This window comes from Virgibacillus kimchii (assembly GCF_055379185.1).
In genome coordinates, this window is the sequence record NZ_AP043951.1 from 342881 (window position 1) to 360523 (window position 17643).

Annotated in this window: 13 protein-coding genes and 2 pseudogenes; 6 read left to right on the top strand and 9 right to left on the bottom strand. The window is 39.7% G+C overall.

Features of this window, described 5'->3' with window-relative positions; all coding sequences use genetic code 11:
* Positions 1-351 precede the first annotated feature (351 nt).
* The 3 genes and pseudogenes from ACZ42C_RS01850 to ACZ42C_RS01860 form a co-directional block, all read right to left on the bottom strand.
* Complete coding sequence (locus ACZ42C_RS01850; RefSeq protein ID WP_461180982.1) at positions 352-1251, bottom strand: GNAT family N-acetyltransferase; 900 nt, start codon at positions 1249-1251, stop codon at positions 352-354.
* A gap of 34 nt (positions 1252-1285) precedes the next feature.
* A pseudogene (locus ACZ42C_RS01855) lies at positions 1286-1532 on the bottom strand (hypothetical protein).
* 126 nt (positions 1533-1658) lie between these two features.
* Positions 1659-3038, bottom strand: coding sequence for a class II fumarate hydratase (locus tag ACZ42C_RS01860; protein ID WP_461180981.1), 1380 nt, complete (start codon positions 3036-3038; stop codon positions 1659-1661).
* A 468-nt stretch (positions 3039-3506) separates the two neighbouring features.
* Here ACZ42C_RS01860 and rodA point away from each other — a divergent pair, with 468 nt between their 5' ends.
* From rodA to mgtE, 3 genes are all read left to right on the top strand, one after another.
* Complete coding sequence (gene rodA / locus ACZ42C_RS01865; RefSeq protein WP_461180980.1) at positions 3507-4673, top strand: rod shape-determining protein RodA; 1167 nt, start codon at positions 3507-3509, stop codon at positions 4671-4673.
* 70 nt (positions 4674-4743) lie between these two features.
* Positions 4744-5856 carry a putative lipid II flippase FtsW gene (gene ftsW / locus ACZ42C_RS01870; RefSeq protein ID WP_461180979.1) on the top strand — a complete coding sequence of 371 codons (1113 nt, stop codon included), beginning with the start codon at positions 4744-4746 and terminating at the stop codon, positions 5854-5856.
* Between the two features lie 58 nt (positions 5857-5914).
* Complete coding sequence (gene mgtE / locus ACZ42C_RS01875) at positions 5915-7273, top strand: magnesium transporter (protein WP_461180978.1); 1359 nt, start codon at positions 5915-5917, stop codon at positions 7271-7273.
* Positions 7274-7409: 136 nt separating this feature from the next.
* Here the strand turns inward: mgtE and ACZ42C_RS01880 are convergent, their stop codons facing one another.
* The 3 genes from ACZ42C_RS01880 to ACZ42C_RS01890 form a co-directional block, all read right to left on the bottom strand.
* Entirely contained in the window at positions 7410-8990 is a 1581-nt protein-coding gene (locus tag ACZ42C_RS01880) for a metal ABC transporter solute-binding protein, Zn/Mn family (RefSeq protein WP_461180977.1), read from the bottom strand.
* Between the two features lie 441 nt (positions 8991-9431).
* A complete protein-coding gene (locus ACZ42C_RS01885; RefSeq protein ID WP_461180976.1) occupies positions 9432-10199 on the bottom strand; it encodes a YibE/F family protein in 768 nt (255 codons plus the stop codon).
* A complete protein-coding gene (locus tag ACZ42C_RS01890; RefSeq protein WP_461180975.1) occupies positions 10196-11338 on the bottom strand; it encodes a YibE/F family protein in 1143 nt (380 codons plus the stop codon). Before ACZ42C_RS01890 ends, ACZ42C_RS01885 begins: the two co-directional genes overlap by 4 nt.
* A gap of 302 nt (positions 11339-11640) precedes the next feature.
* Between ACZ42C_RS01890 and ACZ42C_RS01895 the strand changes: the two are divergent.
* The 3 genes and pseudogenes from ACZ42C_RS01895 to rpoN all read left to right on the top strand — a co-directional run.
* Positions 11641-12192, top strand: a pseudogene (locus ACZ42C_RS01895) (magnesium transporter); the annotation flags it as partial.
* A gap of 356 nt (positions 12193-12548) precedes the next feature.
* A complete protein-coding gene (locus tag ACZ42C_RS01900; protein ID WP_461180974.1) occupies positions 12549-13742 on the top strand; it encodes a chromate transporter in 1194 nt (397 codons plus the stop codon).
* Between the two features lie 420 nt (positions 13743-14162).
* Positions 14163-15467 carry an RNA polymerase factor sigma-54 gene (rpoN, locus tag ACZ42C_RS01905; RefSeq protein WP_461180973.1) on the top strand — a complete coding sequence of 435 codons (1305 nt, stop codon included), beginning with the start codon at positions 14163-14165 and terminating at the stop codon, positions 15465-15467.
* Between the two features lie 129 nt (positions 15468-15596).
* Here the strand turns inward: rpoN and ACZ42C_RS01910 are convergent, their stop codons facing one another.
* The 3 genes from ACZ42C_RS01910 to ACZ42C_RS01920 form a co-directional block, all read right to left on the bottom strand.
* Complete coding sequence (locus ACZ42C_RS01910) at positions 15597-16115, bottom strand: FixH family protein (protein WP_461180972.1); 519 nt, start codon at positions 16113-16115, stop codon at positions 15597-15599.
* A 64-nt stretch (positions 16116-16179) separates the two neighbouring features.
* A complete protein-coding gene (locus ACZ42C_RS01915; protein ID WP_461180971.1) occupies positions 16180-16764 on the bottom strand; it encodes an SCO family protein in 585 nt (194 codons plus the stop codon).
* A gap of 43 nt (positions 16765-16807) precedes the next feature.
* Positions 16808-17437, bottom strand: a complete 630-nt coding sequence (locus ACZ42C_RS01920) for a DeoR family transcriptional regulator (RefSeq protein ID WP_464891318.1) — start codon at positions 17435-17437, stop codon at positions 16808-16810.
* Positions 17438-17643: the final 206 nt, after the last annotated feature.

Sequence of the window (17643 nt, forward strand, 5' to 3'; positions counted from 1 at the left end):
TTGGTTTGAACGGTCACATAGAAGCATTATCAGAGCCCTTATGAGTGAGATTTAGGTTTGAACGGTCACATAGAAGTGTTATCAGAACCCTTTCAGAGTGAAATTTTGGTTTGATCATAGTGAATACCTAATGCTTATCGTTGCGCACTGAATACTACGGGAAGCCTGAAAGACTGCACATCTCCGAAAAGTAATATAGATTAATTTTAAAAGCCTACATGACAGGGAGCTGCCCCTGCCACATAGAAAATCCAATCGCCCGAAGCGGCTGTTGTCCGATGAAGTTTACCGTTTCATATGGGTTTTGTGCTGTTTGCCCATCTGATTCTCATCTCTTTTTATCAATGAATTTTATAAACTTTCCTGAATTTCACCAACAGGGAGATTTCCCCAGGCTTTCGTTTTTGTTCCGAACAATATCCATGGATCCGGAAGCTCAAATGCATGACCGGCTGGCAGCTGTTTAGCTTCCTCTTTTGTCAGGTCCATCCAAATATAAGTTTCTTCCTCATTTTGTGCAGCAAAATCCCTGTAATCTCGGGAGATGGTTTCCCACAGCCCTTTTTGGGAAGTAATATCATCCCATGGATAAACAGCATGCAAATAATGATGTTTCTTTTGATCCGTTTTTGTAATTAGAAATCGTGATCGGTCCTCATTTTCATAAAAATTCCATTGTGCTATGTCTTTATCATGGAAAAGATATCTTGACCCCGGGAAAGGATAATAGCATTCAAATGGGAAGGGCTGGCCCGATTTAATATACGTTTCCTCAAGCCATTTCTTTTTTCGTTCCAGGCTCGTAATGCGCTGCCACGGTTCAGCGCCTGTTTCCATGATGGAAGTGTCTTCTGTGACAGCTCCATGTAGATAAATATGTTGATCCAATCGATTTTTTTCCAATACTCGCTGTGCAGGAATATTATGCTCTTGTGTGTTTGCACCCACCCATACTATGTTCTTTTCTTTACTCGCTTCTTTAAAAACATGAGAAGTCAGTTTAGTGGAGTAACCATTCCCTTTAAACCGGATATCACTTCTCAGACGGCCAACCATCGCATAATGCTTAGCGTAAATAGTATAACCGGCCATACTGACAAGCTGGTTATCCACAAATAAGCCAAACAGGCGATTGGGAGGAGAAGCAAGCCGTTCGAATATGCGAATGACATAATCGTCTTCAATTCCCGTCTGCATTCCTTCCACGATAGGGAGGTCCTGTTCATACAGTTGTCTTATTACTTGATTCATATGTATTCCCCCGTACACCAAGATGTATTTCCATTTAGATTATAACTTCATCCTCCATAGGTACACAATGAAAGAATTCCGGTAAAGTAAAAAAAGAATCATTTTTCCACTTTCCTGGACAATGACTCTTTTTATGTTTGTTCCGATATAAGTAGTCTTTATTCGTTTTGGTTTTCCTGTGCGCATATCAAGTTTTGCATAGGGCTTCGATTGATTTCCGGGTTTAGTCTGCCTTCCCGCATTAGTTTTTGCCGTATTTTTTTAGCTTTGGATTTTGCCATTTGGTTATTCCTCCCTTTAAATCTTTCTTTTATTATAAGGAAGGAACGTTATTACGTCACGGTGGTAGCGTGGAAAACGTGAATACTGTTTATACGGAAGTGAAAATAATCAAAGCATGAACTCCGCTAAATAAATTTGTCCGGATCAAGTGCTGCCTCCATCTCCGGTGTCAGCATATTTTTTTCCTGCAGTACCTGTTTAATCGTAACATCCTTTTCATCGGCTTCCATTCCGATTTTGGATGCCAGGTCATACCCTAAAATAGGACTGAGTCCGGTTACAAGAGCAAGGGTTGATTCACTAAATTGTTTACAGATAACTTCATTTACCTGAAGACCGCTGATGCATTTTTCCGTTAAAGTTGGAATGGTATTGGCCAGAAGCTCAATAGAATCCAGCAAGGTGTGTGCTATGACAGGCATCATGACATTAATTTCGAGTTGACTTCCTATTCCTGCAGTGGTTACAGCTGTTTCGTATCCGATCACCTGACAGCATACCATATGGGTCATTTCCAAAATAGCAGGATTTACTTTTCCAGGCATGATGGTTGAACCGGGTTGAACAGAAGGTAGTGTGATTTCTGCCAGTCCTGTTCTCGGTCCTGAAGCGAGGAGTCGTAAATCGCCGGTGATTTTTATTAGATGAACGGCTAACTCCTTTAACGATAGCATCATATTTATTGCCGCATTTCTGTTTTGCATGAAGCTGAAAATATTTTCAGGCTGTCGAAACGGCAGGCCTGTGCGGTTGGAAATTTCTTCAACCATTAGCTGGGGATATTGTGGATGGGTATGGATCACCGTTCCAATCGCATTTCCGCCTAATCCAATTTCATACAACTGCTCCAGGTTTGTTTCAATTTGCTTGTGCGCGGATTTGATGGTGTTTGCATATCCGGAAAAAGCCTGTCCCATCTGCATGGGAACCGCGTCATGCAGGTGCGTTCGGCCACTTTTTATAATAGGCATAAAAGTTTCGGATTTATCTTCCAGTTCTTTTTGTAATTGGAAAAGAGAAGGGAGGAGCCTTTCTGTAATATTTTCTGCTGCTGCCATATGTAATGCGGATGGAAAAGTGTCGTTTGTTGATTGTGCCATATTCACATGATCATTGGCATGAACAGAATAGGCATCCAAAGAGCCACTTAATATTTCAGAGGCACGATTAGCTATTATTTCATTTGCATTCATGTTTTGGGAAGTACCGGCACCTGCCTGGTATACATCCACGACAAAGTGCTCATCCCATTTTCCTTTGACTACTTCCTCTGCGGCTTCAATTATTGCCTTGCCGATGTCCTGTTCCAGCATGCCCAGTTTCATGTTAACGGAGGCAGCTGTTGACTTGATGATACCCTGCGCTTTAATAAAAGAACGGGAAAGCGTCAATCCGCTGATTTGAAAGTTTTCTACAGCACGCTGTGTTTGCGGGCCATAGTAAGCATAGGACGGAACAAGAATGCTGCCCATAGTATCATTTTCTGTACGGTAAATATCTTTCATTTTGTGTTCTCCTTTAAGTTGAATGAGTAAAGCTTATTATCTCCATATAATATTTGATTAATCACGAAAAATAATGTAAGGCAGTGCAGCTTCTATTATCGTATTATTTTTTTCACGTAAAAACAGTCAGGGAAAATTCACTTGACAGTAACAGCAGAAGCTCACCAGTGCTTCCGTTGTATTGACAATTTGACAAGGTACCTGTATATTTCTAACTATTGATAGGTTTTTTACAGTAAGATGAAAATGATACGATTGTGCATTGATATAGATGTTTGTGGAGCTGGAAGTTCCTTTTCAGTTGCCAGTTTAATAGAGGTGGAAACTGAACCATCCGTTGCAGTAAGTACTTATAATCGACAGAGCATAATAATTTTACAACGATATTGTGCCCTGTGCTGTAAAGACACATTGTGCTTATATCAGTCAGCAGCAGAATGTAAATTTTATAATGAAAGGTAAATCAATGTGGTGAACCAGCAAAATGAACAGAAGATTGATTATATATTATTATCCACGCTATTAGGTTTGTTTATTATCAGTCTGCTTGCTGTTTATAGCGGATCAGGGCAATACGAAACCGCTGATCCGTTTTATTTTGTAAAGAGGCAAGTGCTTTGGTATGTCGTTGGCTTGAGTTTAATGGCGGGGATTGCTTTATTTGATTTTGAATTATTAAAACGTTGGGCTGTCTATCTATATGGTATCGGTATAGGTCTGCTCATACTTGTCCATTTTTTTGGTACGGTAAAAAATGGTGCACAGCGCTGGATCAGCCTTGGTTTTTTTGATTTGCAGCCATCGGAGTTTATGAAGATATTTCTGATTATCTATATAGCTGCGGTATTAAGTAAACTGGGGATCATGCGGAGTTCGTTCAATAATAGTATAGCCCCTACGGTAAAAGTGATCCTATTTTCCATCATTCCTTTTGCTTTAATCCTTGTCCAACCTGATTTGGGTTCTGCGTTAATTATTGCAGCGACTGTGATCACATTAGTTCTTTTTTCCAGTATATCCATTAAAATGATTGGTTTGCTTATAGGCGGAATGGCGAGTTTGGCTGCCTTTTTAGTCTATTTGTATCAATTCCATTATGATGTATTCACTTCCATTTTCAAGCCGCATCAGCTGGGCAGAATTTATGGCTGGCTTAACCCGGGAGAATATGCCAGTGAATACGGCTATCAATTACAGCAGGCGATGCGGGGAATCGGATCCGGTCAAATGTCGGGAACTGGATTCAATGAAGGGGTGCAAGTACAGTCCGGACGTGTTCCGGAAGCACATACCGATTTTATATTTGCTGTAATTGGTGAAGAATTCGGATTTATTGGAGCTAGTATACTAATCAGCCTATACTTCCTGCTTATTTATCGAATCATTATGATTGCTGTTAATTCGAACAGTCTGTTTGGTGTTTATATTTGCATTGGAACGGTTGGATTAATTGCGTTTCAGGTCTTTCAAAATATCGCCATGACGATTGGATTAATGCCAATTACCGGTCTCGCCCTGCCGTTTATTAGTTATGGGGGAAGTGCTTTGTTAACGAATATGATGGCGTTGGGACTGGTGATGAGTGTTCATGCCAGAACGAAGCGTTATATGTTTGGAGAGACGAAAGTGGATTGAATCTACTACGGCAACCGGGGAGATGCTTGTAAAACATTTTCTTAATACTAAAAGTTAGTGGTGGGGCGATATGATTTTAAGTAAAATAAAAAGAATGGATTATTCCTTAATTACAAGTATTCTATTATTGTCAGGCTTCGGACTGGTGATGGTTTATAGTTCAAGCTATACCCTGGGAGCCATGGAATATAATGATGGGAGCCATTTCTTTTTCAGACAACTGCAATGGCTGCTCGTAGGAGTTCTTTTTTTCATTCCTGCAGCTCTTATTCCCTATAAAGTATATGGTAAATTAAGCCCTATCTTTGTAATTATTTCCATTGTCCTGCTGGTCTTGGTACTTATCCCCGGAATTGGGGTAGAACGGAACAACTCACAGAGGTGGATTGCGATAGGCCCTTTCCTGTTTCAGCCTGTGGAAGCAGTGAAATTATTTATGATTATTTATTTTGCATATATTTTTGCAAAAAAACAATCTTATATTAATCAGTTTTCAAAAGCTGTCTTACCTCCGCTGCTGATTCTGGCGTTGACCTTTCTCTTAATCATGCAACAGCCCGATTTAGGGTCTTCCATGCTGATTTTGCTCGTTTGCGGAATTATTGTCCTCTGTTCCGGAGCCAGGCCGCTGCATATCTTTCTGTTGGGGAGTGGAGCGCTTCTTGCTTTCGGTTACTTTGCATATACTTCGTCTTATCGTCTGGAAAGACTGACTTCTTTTTTAAATGTGTTTGAAGATCCCCAGGGCTCCGGCTATCAGCTGGTGAACTCCTATGTTGCCATTGCGACAGGCGGTTTGTGGGGAAATGGTTTGGGCGGAAGTGTTCAAAAGTTAGGGTTTCTTCCAGAAGCCCATACGGATTTTATTATGGCTGTAATACTGGAGGAAATAGGCGTATTTGGGTTGTTGATTGTCATTTCTTTGTACCTGTTTATGATGTTTCGCGGCTTTTCGATTGCCAAAGATTTGGATGACATGTTTCCAAAACTGTTGGCAATCGGCTTAACGTTTCAGATTACGCTTCAGGCTGTTATTAATCTTGGGGCTGTTTCCGGCATGCTGCCAATTACGGGAATCACACTCCCATTTATTAGTTATGGAGGTTCCTCCCTGTTGTTTACCATGATTTCAGCCGGAATATTGGTGAACTTATCTGCATATCGGAATAGGATGGCTTCATAGTTTTTTGTGATCTGTGCAAACTAAGGTGAAATGTTTTCAGCCTTCAGGGGGAATAGGTATGTCATTAGGTATGACGGAAGACGAAATAACAGTTGCTATAATTCAATCACTGAAAGAATTGGATACATCCCGTTTTCAGGAAATTATGGAGCAGCTGCAGCCTTATGATATGGCTCAGCAGTATGTGCGTATTCCTGCTAAACATAGAAATAAATTTATTCTTTTCTTGTCGATGGAAGAAATGAAGCGGCTGATCGGGGAGTTAAAAGAAGAGGATCAATTGGAATTCCTGCATAAATTGGGTATAGAGCGTTCATCCAAAGTACTGGATTTAATGGAAAATGACGATCTTGCAGGGTTGTTGTCCCGGTTGGAACCGGAACGTATGGAAGAATTGTTGTCCGGGATGAACGAGGAAGAAATGCAGATAGTCCGGAACATGATGACTTATCCCCCCGAAACAGCTGGAAGAATCATGAATAACCGTCTTGTCTGGATACCGAGGGATTATACAGTAAGACAGGCTGTAGATAAACTGAAGGATTTTGCAGAGCTCGCCGAGTACCTGAACTATTTGTATGTCATTGATGAAGAAAAGAAACTAGTTGGTGTGGTATCCTACAGGGATTTAATTCTCGCTGATATTCAGGATAAAATTGATAATATCATGTTCACAAGCCTTGTAAAAGCTGATGTACGTACAGACCAGGAGGAAGTTGCAAAACTAATCAGCCGTTATGATTTTGTTTCCCTGCCAATCGTGGAAGAGGACAATACATTGGTTGGAGTCGTCACCGTTGACGATATTATTGATGTTGTATTCCAGGAAGCGAATGAGGATATTGAAAAATTGTCCGCATCCGGCAAAGCTATTGATTTTCATACTAAACCGCTAATAGCCGCCGGTCGCAGGCTCCCCTGGTTAATTCTGCTTCTATTTATAGGTTTGGTATCCGGCAGCATAATAAGCGGCTTTGAAGATACCTTGGAAACAGTTGTTGCTTTAGCTTTTTTTATGCCACTTATTGCAGGGATGACGGGAAATACAGGAACCCAGTCACTGGCTGTGGTTGTGCGGGGGCTGACAACAGAGGATTTATCCTTTAAGCAAGTAGTAAAACTTATACTTCGGGAACTTTGGGTAGGCATCCTGATAGGGATTACCTGTGGGATATTAATTTCAGTTATCGCTTATATTTGGCAGGGAAGCTTAACTCTGGGGATTGTCGTAGGGAGCTCTCTCCTGATCACATTAATTATTGGAACACTTGCCGGAACGATTATCCCACTTGTTTTATACAAATTTAATGTGGATCCAGCTGTGGCATCAGGCCCGCTCATTACGACGATAAACGACATTTTATCGCTGCTGATTTATTTTGGAATTGCTACGATGTTTATTTCGGCGTTAATGTAGAACCCTATTCATTCAGGAAATGCTTCGTTACCTGAAATCCTATAAGAAGTTTATTATTGTAATAATAAAAAGAAGCTAAAAGAGTTCCTTATCATGGCAACACATGATAAGGAACTGCAAATATATTTTTTCATATTTATTCTGTTGCTGCGTCCAATACTTCCAAATTACGCTCCATCAGGGTGAAATAATCTTCTTCTTTATCAATATCGTTTTGGGTAAGCACCTCAAGATTATGCAGCGTCAGAGATTGTGCTCCTATCTCCTCCTGAATGACCTCCGCCAATCGATTCGATGTGTTTTGTTCAAATAGAACGTAGTCTAAATCATGTTCTTTAGACTGGTTAATAATTTCCGTCAACTGTCTCTGAGACGGCTCGTCACTTGAAGACAAGCCACTAATCGGAATCTGGTTTATACCATAACGCTCTTCCCAATAGCCAAATGCAGCATGGGCTACAATGATCGATTTATTTTCTTTATCTGATAATAGTTCTGTATAATTCATATCCAGTTCAGTCAGTCTTTCTTTTAAAGCTTCAAAATTCTTATTGTACAATTCTTTTTCCGACGGATTCATTTCAACAAGTTGATCTTTAATGATTTCAGCTGCTGTTATCATACGTAATGGGTCAATCCAAATATGCGGATTAAGATCACCGTCATGGTCGTCAATAATGATGGTTACCGTTTCTGATTCTGCAACAACTTCATGATCTTCATCATAAAAAACGGCTTTTATTTGCTGACCGTCTATTTCCGCTTCACTTTCAAAGTTGTTTGAAGTCTCTCCATCAACTACTGTCCATTCTTCTGCATTTGGGTTTAATGTAAACCAATGTAAATGATCATACGCATCCGTTTCATCCAGCTTTGCTGTCAGATTGATAGAATCACCGGTGTGATAATGGCTGGAAACACCTTCTAACTCCACGGTCCTGTTTTCTTCTTCACCCTGTGAGTCATCTCCGTGATGATGGTCTTCATGTTCATGACTATCGTCTCCTTGGTGGTGATCCTCTTCATGATCATCAATGATGATGCTTACCGGCTCTGACTCTGCCGTCACCTCATGATCATCTCCATAAAGCACGACCTTTATTTGCTGCCCATCCATTTCCGTTTCCCTTTCAAGGTAATCCGATGTTTCTCCGTCAATCACTTCCCATTCTTCTTCATCCGGATTTAATACATACCAATGTAAATGGTCGTGTTCAACTTTCCCCTGTATCCTTGCTGTCAGATTGATAGAATCACCGCTATGATAATGATCCGATAAACCTTCTATGAAAACTTTCGGTTCTGAATCCTCTTCAGAATGGTCATGGTTTGCGTAATGGTTGCTGCTGGAAAACAATTCGTCATACTGTCCCAATTCCATTAATTTTACATCATGAGATTCCAATGCATCTGCTATTGACGTTGAAAAAGCCTCCATGTTTGACCCCATATAAATAAAAGCGTCACTTTCCGCTATGGAGATAATATCCTGTGATGTCGGTTCGTAAGTATGCGCATCAGTCCCTGGCGAAAAAACAGTTTCTACTGCAGCAGTATCTCCTGCGATTTCCTTCACTGCATACTGTATAGGATAAACGGATGTATAAATTTCAAGCTTTGAATTTTCATTGCTGTCGGATGACGCTTCCTGTGATGAACAACCTGAAATAAATAAACTAATTAAAATTAAAATAAAAGTGACTTGAACAAACTTCATTCTCCATCTCCTCACTTTGTTAAAATTAGAATAACTATAATATACCGTAATGATTACGGTTTGTAAACAGTAACTGTTACGATTTATGAGGAAGATTTTATTTTATCCTTACTCCAATTCAGGAAGTTTAAGGAAAATTTATTGTTATCTAGTATACACAAAGCCAACAGACTGAAGGAGAAAATCACAGAGGGTTGTGAAAGGAATAAAAAGAGGCTGAGACATTACTCATTTTATCGGAGAAAAACCAAACAAACTATGTGTTCATGCCGGAAGTATACGGAGAATACATCAGGAGAAAAATTCATCAATGAGATCATTATGCCTCCGAAAATGCTTGCAGCAATAGGGAGTTAATTCCCCAACCGGGGGAGAGTTGCTCTATCCTCATAATGTGTTTGTAGTTTCTTTAAAGGATCGTCCCAGCCAATAATCTTCCTGTTATTTTACCTTATCTCTTTTGGCTATCAAAAAATGTGCGGTTGCCCAGGCGGTGATTGGGATGATCAGGGCAATGCCAATTCCCGCAAATAATATAATCAGCATTTCACCGGCAAACACTTTTGAATTTACCATTTCTCCAAATGAATAGGCCAGATCTTTAAACCAGATAAGCAACCCTAAAAAAGCACCGAAAAATGCAAAGAACAATGTATTGGCGCTTGTACCCAGCAGGTCTCTTCCAATACTTAAGCCTGCTTTAAACAAATCCTTTTTAGTAACTGCCGGATTCTGATTTGATATTTCCTGCATGGGTGAGGAAATGGAAATGGCAATATCCGTAAGCGCGCCAATTGTACTCATAATAACAACAGCTACAGCAATCCTTACAAAATCAACTTCAATATAAAGGGAAAATACGGCAAGTTCATTTATTTCTTCTTCACTGAACCCTTGGACCATCGCGCTGTCTGTTATGAAATAAATAGGGAGCAGCAGGACGACAATGGTAATCATGGTAGAATAAAATGCGGTTTTTGTTTTTACGTTCACGCCATTAATATAGAATAAATTAATGTAGCCGATAAATATGCAGGCAATCAAGGTCAAAATAATCGGGTCAGCACTTGCATCCAGCATAAAGAAAATAGTAAGCAGAAGCACACCAAAGTTCAGGAATAGGGCGCCAAATGAACGTGCTCCTTTTTTACCACCGATCAAGATCATTAATAAAAGCAATATAACTGCCATGATAACTAATGCATTCATGTTCTATCCCTCTTTCGATTAACAAAGAAAATAGATATATAGATTCCAATTGGAATGGTCAGCACGATACCAAAACCGCCGGCAAGTGCTCGGGCCAACTCCAAAGAAAGGTTCATGGAAAAGGTATAGCCCACATCAAAGGAATTTTTCAAGTACAGGAGAATCATTGGAATGGATCCGCTGATATAGACAAAAAACAGGATATTTGTCATGGTGCCCATAATATCTTTTCCCACTTCATATCCGGAAGCTTTGAGAACTTTATCCGATATATTATTATTTTTTTCGTACATCCCAAATATGGAAGATGACATTGTGATGGCCACGTCCATGACGGCTCCCAGGGAACCAATTAATAGGCCTGCCATGAAAATCATTTGCGGCGGGCGGGTTAAAAACGACATTTCTTCAAACCGGATGCCTTGTTCTGATGTTATCCCCAAAACAGCATAAGTGATGATCAATGAGAGGAAGGTACCGAGCAAAGTTGCCACAATAGCTGCATAAGATTTCTCGTTAAATCCATTAACGAGTAATAAAGAAATGACTGTAAATATAATAATGCTTACACCAATAATAAATAATAAGCTAATATTGGACGTATGAATATAAATGTCCAGTGCATAGGAGATCAGGACTGCATTAAGTGCCAAACTGATAATGGAATACAACCCTTGTTTTCTCCCGACGAGAAGTAATATAAAGATAAAAACCCAGGAAACAACTACGAGATATTTGTCCCGTTTAACATCGGTAATCTCTCCGGTCAGCTCCGTATTCTCATCCATAGTCCCATCAACCGAAACAAATAATTCATCCCCTCTGGAATACTTCTGATCATAAGCACCGGAAGTGGAGTATTCATTATTTAAATGGATATATTCTCCTTTTTCGTCGCCGTTTTTTAATTCTGCTACAATTTGCTGCGTATATAGCTTGTCTTCATTCTGGTGTTGATCTATTATTTCTTCCTGATCCACTAAATCCACTTTAATTACTTCGGCTATGGGGCGCTCATAGAACGCATAATTATGATGGACAAATATGATAGATGCTGCAAAACAGACGATTAATAATAGAAAGAATGTAATTTGTTTATAAGAGATATTCTCTTTTAATTTGAATAGAAGATCATACAATGGATAACCCTCCCGCTTTTCTCTTCAACAGTAAATGACTCTCCATAACGTATTTGGAATGAATGTAATTGTCAATCAGATTGGATAACCGTATGTTACTAGAAGTAAAATAGGTGGTCAAGAAAGGACCTCAGCTAAAAAACTAACGCATTAATACTTTGAAAGGGATACTTTTTGTCTTGCTTTGATATACAATATCGGGCTGAAACATCTTGTGGATATACTTCCTACTAACTCAAGAGAAGAACTAAAAGAGTTACTGTAAGCAAGTGAAGCTGATTAGAAAACCAGCAAGGAAGGTGGGAGCTACAGATGTGAAAGTCAGTGCATTTGCAGCCACTAAGAAACGGGCACCATGGATTGTCATGCTTATGTATTTCGGTTTGATCACAGCAGAAGTGATAGTTCATTTTGAAGAAACGTTGGAAGCAATAGTTTTATTGGCTGCATTTATTCCCCTTATTATGGACTCCGCCGGAAATACCGGGACACAGTCGCTGGCCGTTGCTGTTCGCGGGTTGGCACTGGGAACCATTCATAAAGGAAGTGTCGGGAAAATGATACGCCGAGAATTTGGAACCGGTATTATGCTCGGGCTTATTTGTATGGTCGTTCTTGGGGTAATCATTACAATATTATACCAGGGGAATATATTGCTTGCTTTTATTGTTGGTGTATCCATATTCTGTACGTTGAGCATTGCTACCATAATAGGTTCCACAGTACCGCTTATCATTAATAAATTAAAACTGGATCCTGCGATAGCTTCGGGGCCATTCATTACGACGGTAAATGATATTCTGGGGCTATTAATTTACTTCTCTGTTGCCACAGCTTTGCTTGATTATTTGTAAGTTATAATCGTCGTCGGTAATAAAATATTTCTAGTGCTCTTTTGCCCGGCAGGAGATTTAGAAACTAATAGAAGGTAAGCGATAAGAAGTAGGATTGTTAACACAATGTAAAATTTATTAAGTATCCATAAAAGCTATTGAATTGCCAAACAAAGTTTGTTAAATTTACCGATATTGAAAGTCGATATCGGTAATCTATTTTTTTGGACTGATTACAAGTTTTGATTACCGGAAGACAAAATACGAAGAAAGCTTTCTGTAAGCTTCATACAAATACATATCCTCCACCAAGTCGTACTCAAGCTATGAATGATTGAAAAAAATTAAAGGTTACATCGAAGGGGGTAACACTATCAATGAATACAAAAAAAGACAATAAACTTAGAACATGGCTGGAAATCTTCATTGTCTCCACCAGGCTTGGGTTGACTTCTTTTGGAGGTCCCATTGCACATTTAGGTTATTTTCACGAAGAATATATTAGAAGACGAAAATGGATGGACGAAAAAAGCTATGCAGATCTCGTTGCGCTTGCTCAGTTTTTGCCCGGGCCTGCCAGCAGTCAGGTGGGAATTGGTATTGGCGTCATGCGCGGGGGAATAATAGGTGGCTTTATATCATTTCTCGGCTTTACAATCCCTTCCGTAATTGCATTGATTACATTTGCTTCTTTTCTTCATACGTTCGGAATAGAAGATGCCGGATGGATTGATGGATTAAAAATTGTAGCCGTTGTCGTTGTTGCTCATGCAGTATTAGGAATGGCTAAAAAGTTAACACCGGATCTGCAACGGAAAACCATTGCATTGTTTGCATTAGTGGTTACGTTATTATGGCAAACAGCATACACCCAGATTGCTGTCATTTTATTGGCGGGAGTTGTCGGTTATCTGCTTTACAGACAGCAAACAGCCGGTGATGAGCAAGCTGTTTCACAATTTCCTGTTTCACGCCGTTTAGGATATGTTTGTTTAACTGTATTCTTTGGGTTACTTATTGTTCTGCCGATCATACGTAACCTTACATCTGTAGAGTGGGTGGCCATGCTGGACAGCTTTTACCGCGCCGGATCTCTTGTGTTTGGCGGGGGGCATGTTGTATTGCCATTGTTGGAACAGGAATTTGTTCCAACAGGCTGGTTAACAGAACAGGAATTTCTGGCAGGTTATGGTGCAGCTCAAGCAGTGCCTGGACCGCTATTTACCTTTGCGGCATATATAGGCGCTGTTATTAATGGGTGGCAGGGCGGTTTATTTGCTACATTTGCAATCTTTTTACCCGCATTCCTTCTCATTTTGGGTACACTGCCATTTTGGGATGCTTTACGAAGCAATCCGAAAGTAAAAGGGGCATTACTTGGCATAAATGCTTCGGTTGTAGGTATCTTAATATCTGCGCTTTACCACCCGATATGGACGACCTCCATACTTGCACCAATTGACTTTGCACTCGCTGCTATCCTGTTCAGTATGTTGGTGTATTGGAAATTGCCGCCATGGGTGATTGTACTGTCCGGGGCTTTGGGAGGTATGCTTATTTCCTATTTTTAAGTTATTTCGGGAAAATCCAGTAATCTAACCCCCGCAACGATGATCTTTCCGCCAGCATCAATCATACTCCTCCCTCACACCGATTGAAGTACAGCTTTTATTTGAATGGTGAGAGGGAGAAAGATTTGCAGATAACATTGTCGGGAGATCAAAAAGTATATGTAATTTGCCCCTAAAAGTATTGCCGCAAAACATAGATGTAAGCATATTCCCGATTCGTTTGAATAAACTTTTGTGAGCAGATCTTAGGTTAGCTTCTGTTCTTATTCGAAAAAAACGCTGTATTTTGTCCGATTTTATATTATAATGGTTTGTAAGCGTATACAGAATATTAAACTATGATTCTATAAAAAAACGACAGGCTATATTATAATAATATAGAGCAGAATGACACTGATTGCTCCAAGGGGGGGGATTGTTATGGAGCTGGTACTGCAACAGAAACAAAAACTCAATTTGGTCATGACGATGGAATTGCGACAAGCCATAGCAATATTACAATATTCAACAGTGGAATTATATGATTATCTGCAGGAACAGGAGCTGGAAAACCCTCTAATTGAACTGAAAGACAGGGATGGCGATCATTACGATAAAGGAAGTATTCCAATAAAAAGTACAGGATCAGAAGCGAAAAATCCAATTGATTTCATGCCTGATGAAAAAACAGGGGAAAGAGATGAATTATTGGAGCAGGTTGCCTGGCTGGATGTTACTCCGAGCCAAAGGGCATTGCTGAATCATTTAGTACTTAATTTGGATGCAAATGGTTATTTACCGCTTCAGGCAGACGAAATTGCGGTGGAGCTTGGTATGGATAAGGAAGAAGTATCTTCCGGAATTAACATGTTGCAGAGCTTGGAACCGGCAGGGGTCGGTGCGGGAAACCTGGCTGAATGTCTCTATTTGCAGGTGAAGGCGTATTATCCGGAAGCAACTGTCACCGGCTTAATCATTAAAGATCATTTAGAGCAGCTGGCAAGCAAAAAGTGGCAGGAAATCGCCAGGACATTAAATATAGAATTGGCTGAAGTAAAAACAGCTTTTGAATTAATTCGTTCCCTGAATCCGAAACCTTGCCGTTTGGATCAAAAGCCAATTGAGTATGTAAATCCGGATATTATTGTGGAAGCAACCGATGGCGGGCTGGAGGTTTATTTAAATGATAAGTACTTGCCCAAAGTAGAGTTCGATTATAGCTATAATAATACGCTGGATAATAATGGATTAAATAAATATATTAAAGATAAATATAAAAATTACCAAATGCTCATAAGCAGTCTGGAACAGCGTAGAAATACAATTTTAAAAGTCACGCAAGCCATAATAAAAAAACAGCAGGATTTTTTTACAGAAGGTTTTTCGGGGTTGCAGCCACTGACTTTAAAGGAAGTAGCAGATGAAATTGGTATGCATGAATCCACGGTAAGCAGAGCGACAATGAATAAATTTATTCAAACACCAAAGGGAACTTTTGAATTCAGGATCTTTTTCACTTCCAAATTGAATACGGATAACGGGGAAGAAGCTTCGCAGACAAAAGTAAAGTTACTATTGGAAGAACATATTAAAAATGAAAATAAATATAAACCATATTCCGATCAAAAGATTGCGGATTATTTTAAAACGGAGAAAGGAATTACCATCTCCCGCAGAACGGTGGCCAAATACAGAGAGGAATTAAATATACCATCATCAAGCAAAAGGAAAGAAATAAAAATATAATTTATTATAGGGCAGTGAACTGTACCGTTCACTGCCTTTTGAGTTACACGCATAAGGGCTGTATTTCCACCAGAGTGGAAATGTGGTTAGAATGTAAAAAACCCTGCTTTAAAAAAGCAGGGCAGAGGATTAATCATCTGTATGATCGTCTTCCTCATCATCCGGATGCATGTCCTCATGATCCAACCAGTGATCATCTTCTTCATCTTCATCCACATGGGAGTAGTCTCCACCTTCACCAACTGTCACTTCCTGTTGCGGCATAGTATGCATGTCTCTGGCCGTGACATGAACCTGAACATGATAGATTCCATCCTCGTCAAAGGAGGTCTCAGCAGTGTAAGTTCCATCTCCCAGGTTTTCAGCTTCTATAAAATACCCGTCATCCCGTTCTCCTTTTTCCCAAACCTCGTAATCCACCTCATCGGCATCTGTAACTGTTTCATCTCCGTATGTTACTTCAGCAAGCATTTCCACAGTTTCTCCTGGCTCTGCACTGTCATTGACCTGCAGATCCACTTCAAGGACAGGCATTTCTTCCGGATCATCCATGTTGTCGTTATCATCTGTTTCCGCATTGCCATTGCATGCTGCCAGGCCGATAATAAGGATTAGCAGCAAGACAAACATAGCCATTTTCTTTTGCATGGGATTCTCTCCAATCTGTTTTGTTTTTTATTCCATTTTTGTAAGCATGTGATAAACAGACAGCCTAAAGCTCGTCTGCCACCCTTCTTAAATCACCCATAATAACCTCTGTTTCCGAAGACTCAACACCATTGTATCTTTTAAGCACTTCTCCTTCAGGGCTGACAAGAAAGAAGCTTGTACCATGTGTAAACTGGTCATCGCCCTCTGGTGGTTCCAATAAAGGAGACTGGAATGATTTGATTGACATTTCCTTGATTGTTTCAAAGTCATAACCTGTCAGAAACGTCCAATTGTCCAGATCAGCGTCATATTCATTTGCATATTCGGTTAAAACATCGGGATTGTCGTAATCAGGATCAACAGTAAAAGAAACAAGTTGAACATCCAGGTTCTCTTCTTTTATTTTATCCTGTAACAAAGACATGTTACTTGACATCGGAATGCAAACGGATGTGCAATTTGTGAAAATCAAGTCTGCAATCCACCATTCACCTTCCAAGTCCTCGTGACTGAGTGTTTCATTATCTTGTGTAGTAAATTCAAACGGTTCTATGTCACGGGCCATATTGGTTTCAATATTATAACCGCCACAAGCGGTTAACAATAATAAAAATGCACTTAACAGCAGCCATTTACCTATTTTCAATGTGTGTCTCCTCCTTTTATATATTCGTTGTCGGGTCGGAATGTTAACATTCTTTACCAGCTGTTTTTTTCACGTTTTTTTCCATTGCTTCTTCAAATGTATAGACATCTCCACCAAATCCTCTGACAAATTTTTCTGCGTGCTCCTTTAAATGGAAAGAAAGTACTTGCGGCTGACAGCAGCCCATACAAATGGAAGTATCCATCACATAGAAAGAGACAGTTGCATCGACTGTTGTTTGTATTAAAAAGTCGCGGCAAATAGCCTGGACTGGTTCTTCCCGCAACTGGTGGTGACGAATAAATCCGCAATGGATGCAGCATGCTGTTTCAATCTTTGCCCCGGGTAGAATAATTCGGTATGCTAACTTTTCGTTAACCGCTTTTTGACAAACAATACAATCTCCCTCAGAGAAATCGGGAAAGCCAGGTGCCTTTTTGAGTGAAATTCCTCCAAATGTTTTCGTAATATATCCTTCGTCTATTAAAGGCTTAATATCACGATGAATAGTCATATCTGAAACCCCAAGTATTTTACTCAGATCAGATATTTTCATTGTATGCCTGTCAGCAATAAGCTCTCTTATCCGATTTTGGCGTTCAACAGGAAACATAAAATCACTACCATCCCTGACATATGTGAAAATATAACAAAATAAAACATCTCCTAACATTAGCCTACCAGCGGCAAATACCATAAGCAATAGCCAAAAATGATAATTGTGTTACAACTTTCAGAGATAATAGTCTGGATGATAATAAATAAATGATAGAGGCTGTTATGAATCAAAAGTATGATTACTCAGTCATAGTCAATTGGAATCAATATTCTAAAGCACGTTAGGTTGTTATACATGCTTTGTACTTATTTTACTAGTTT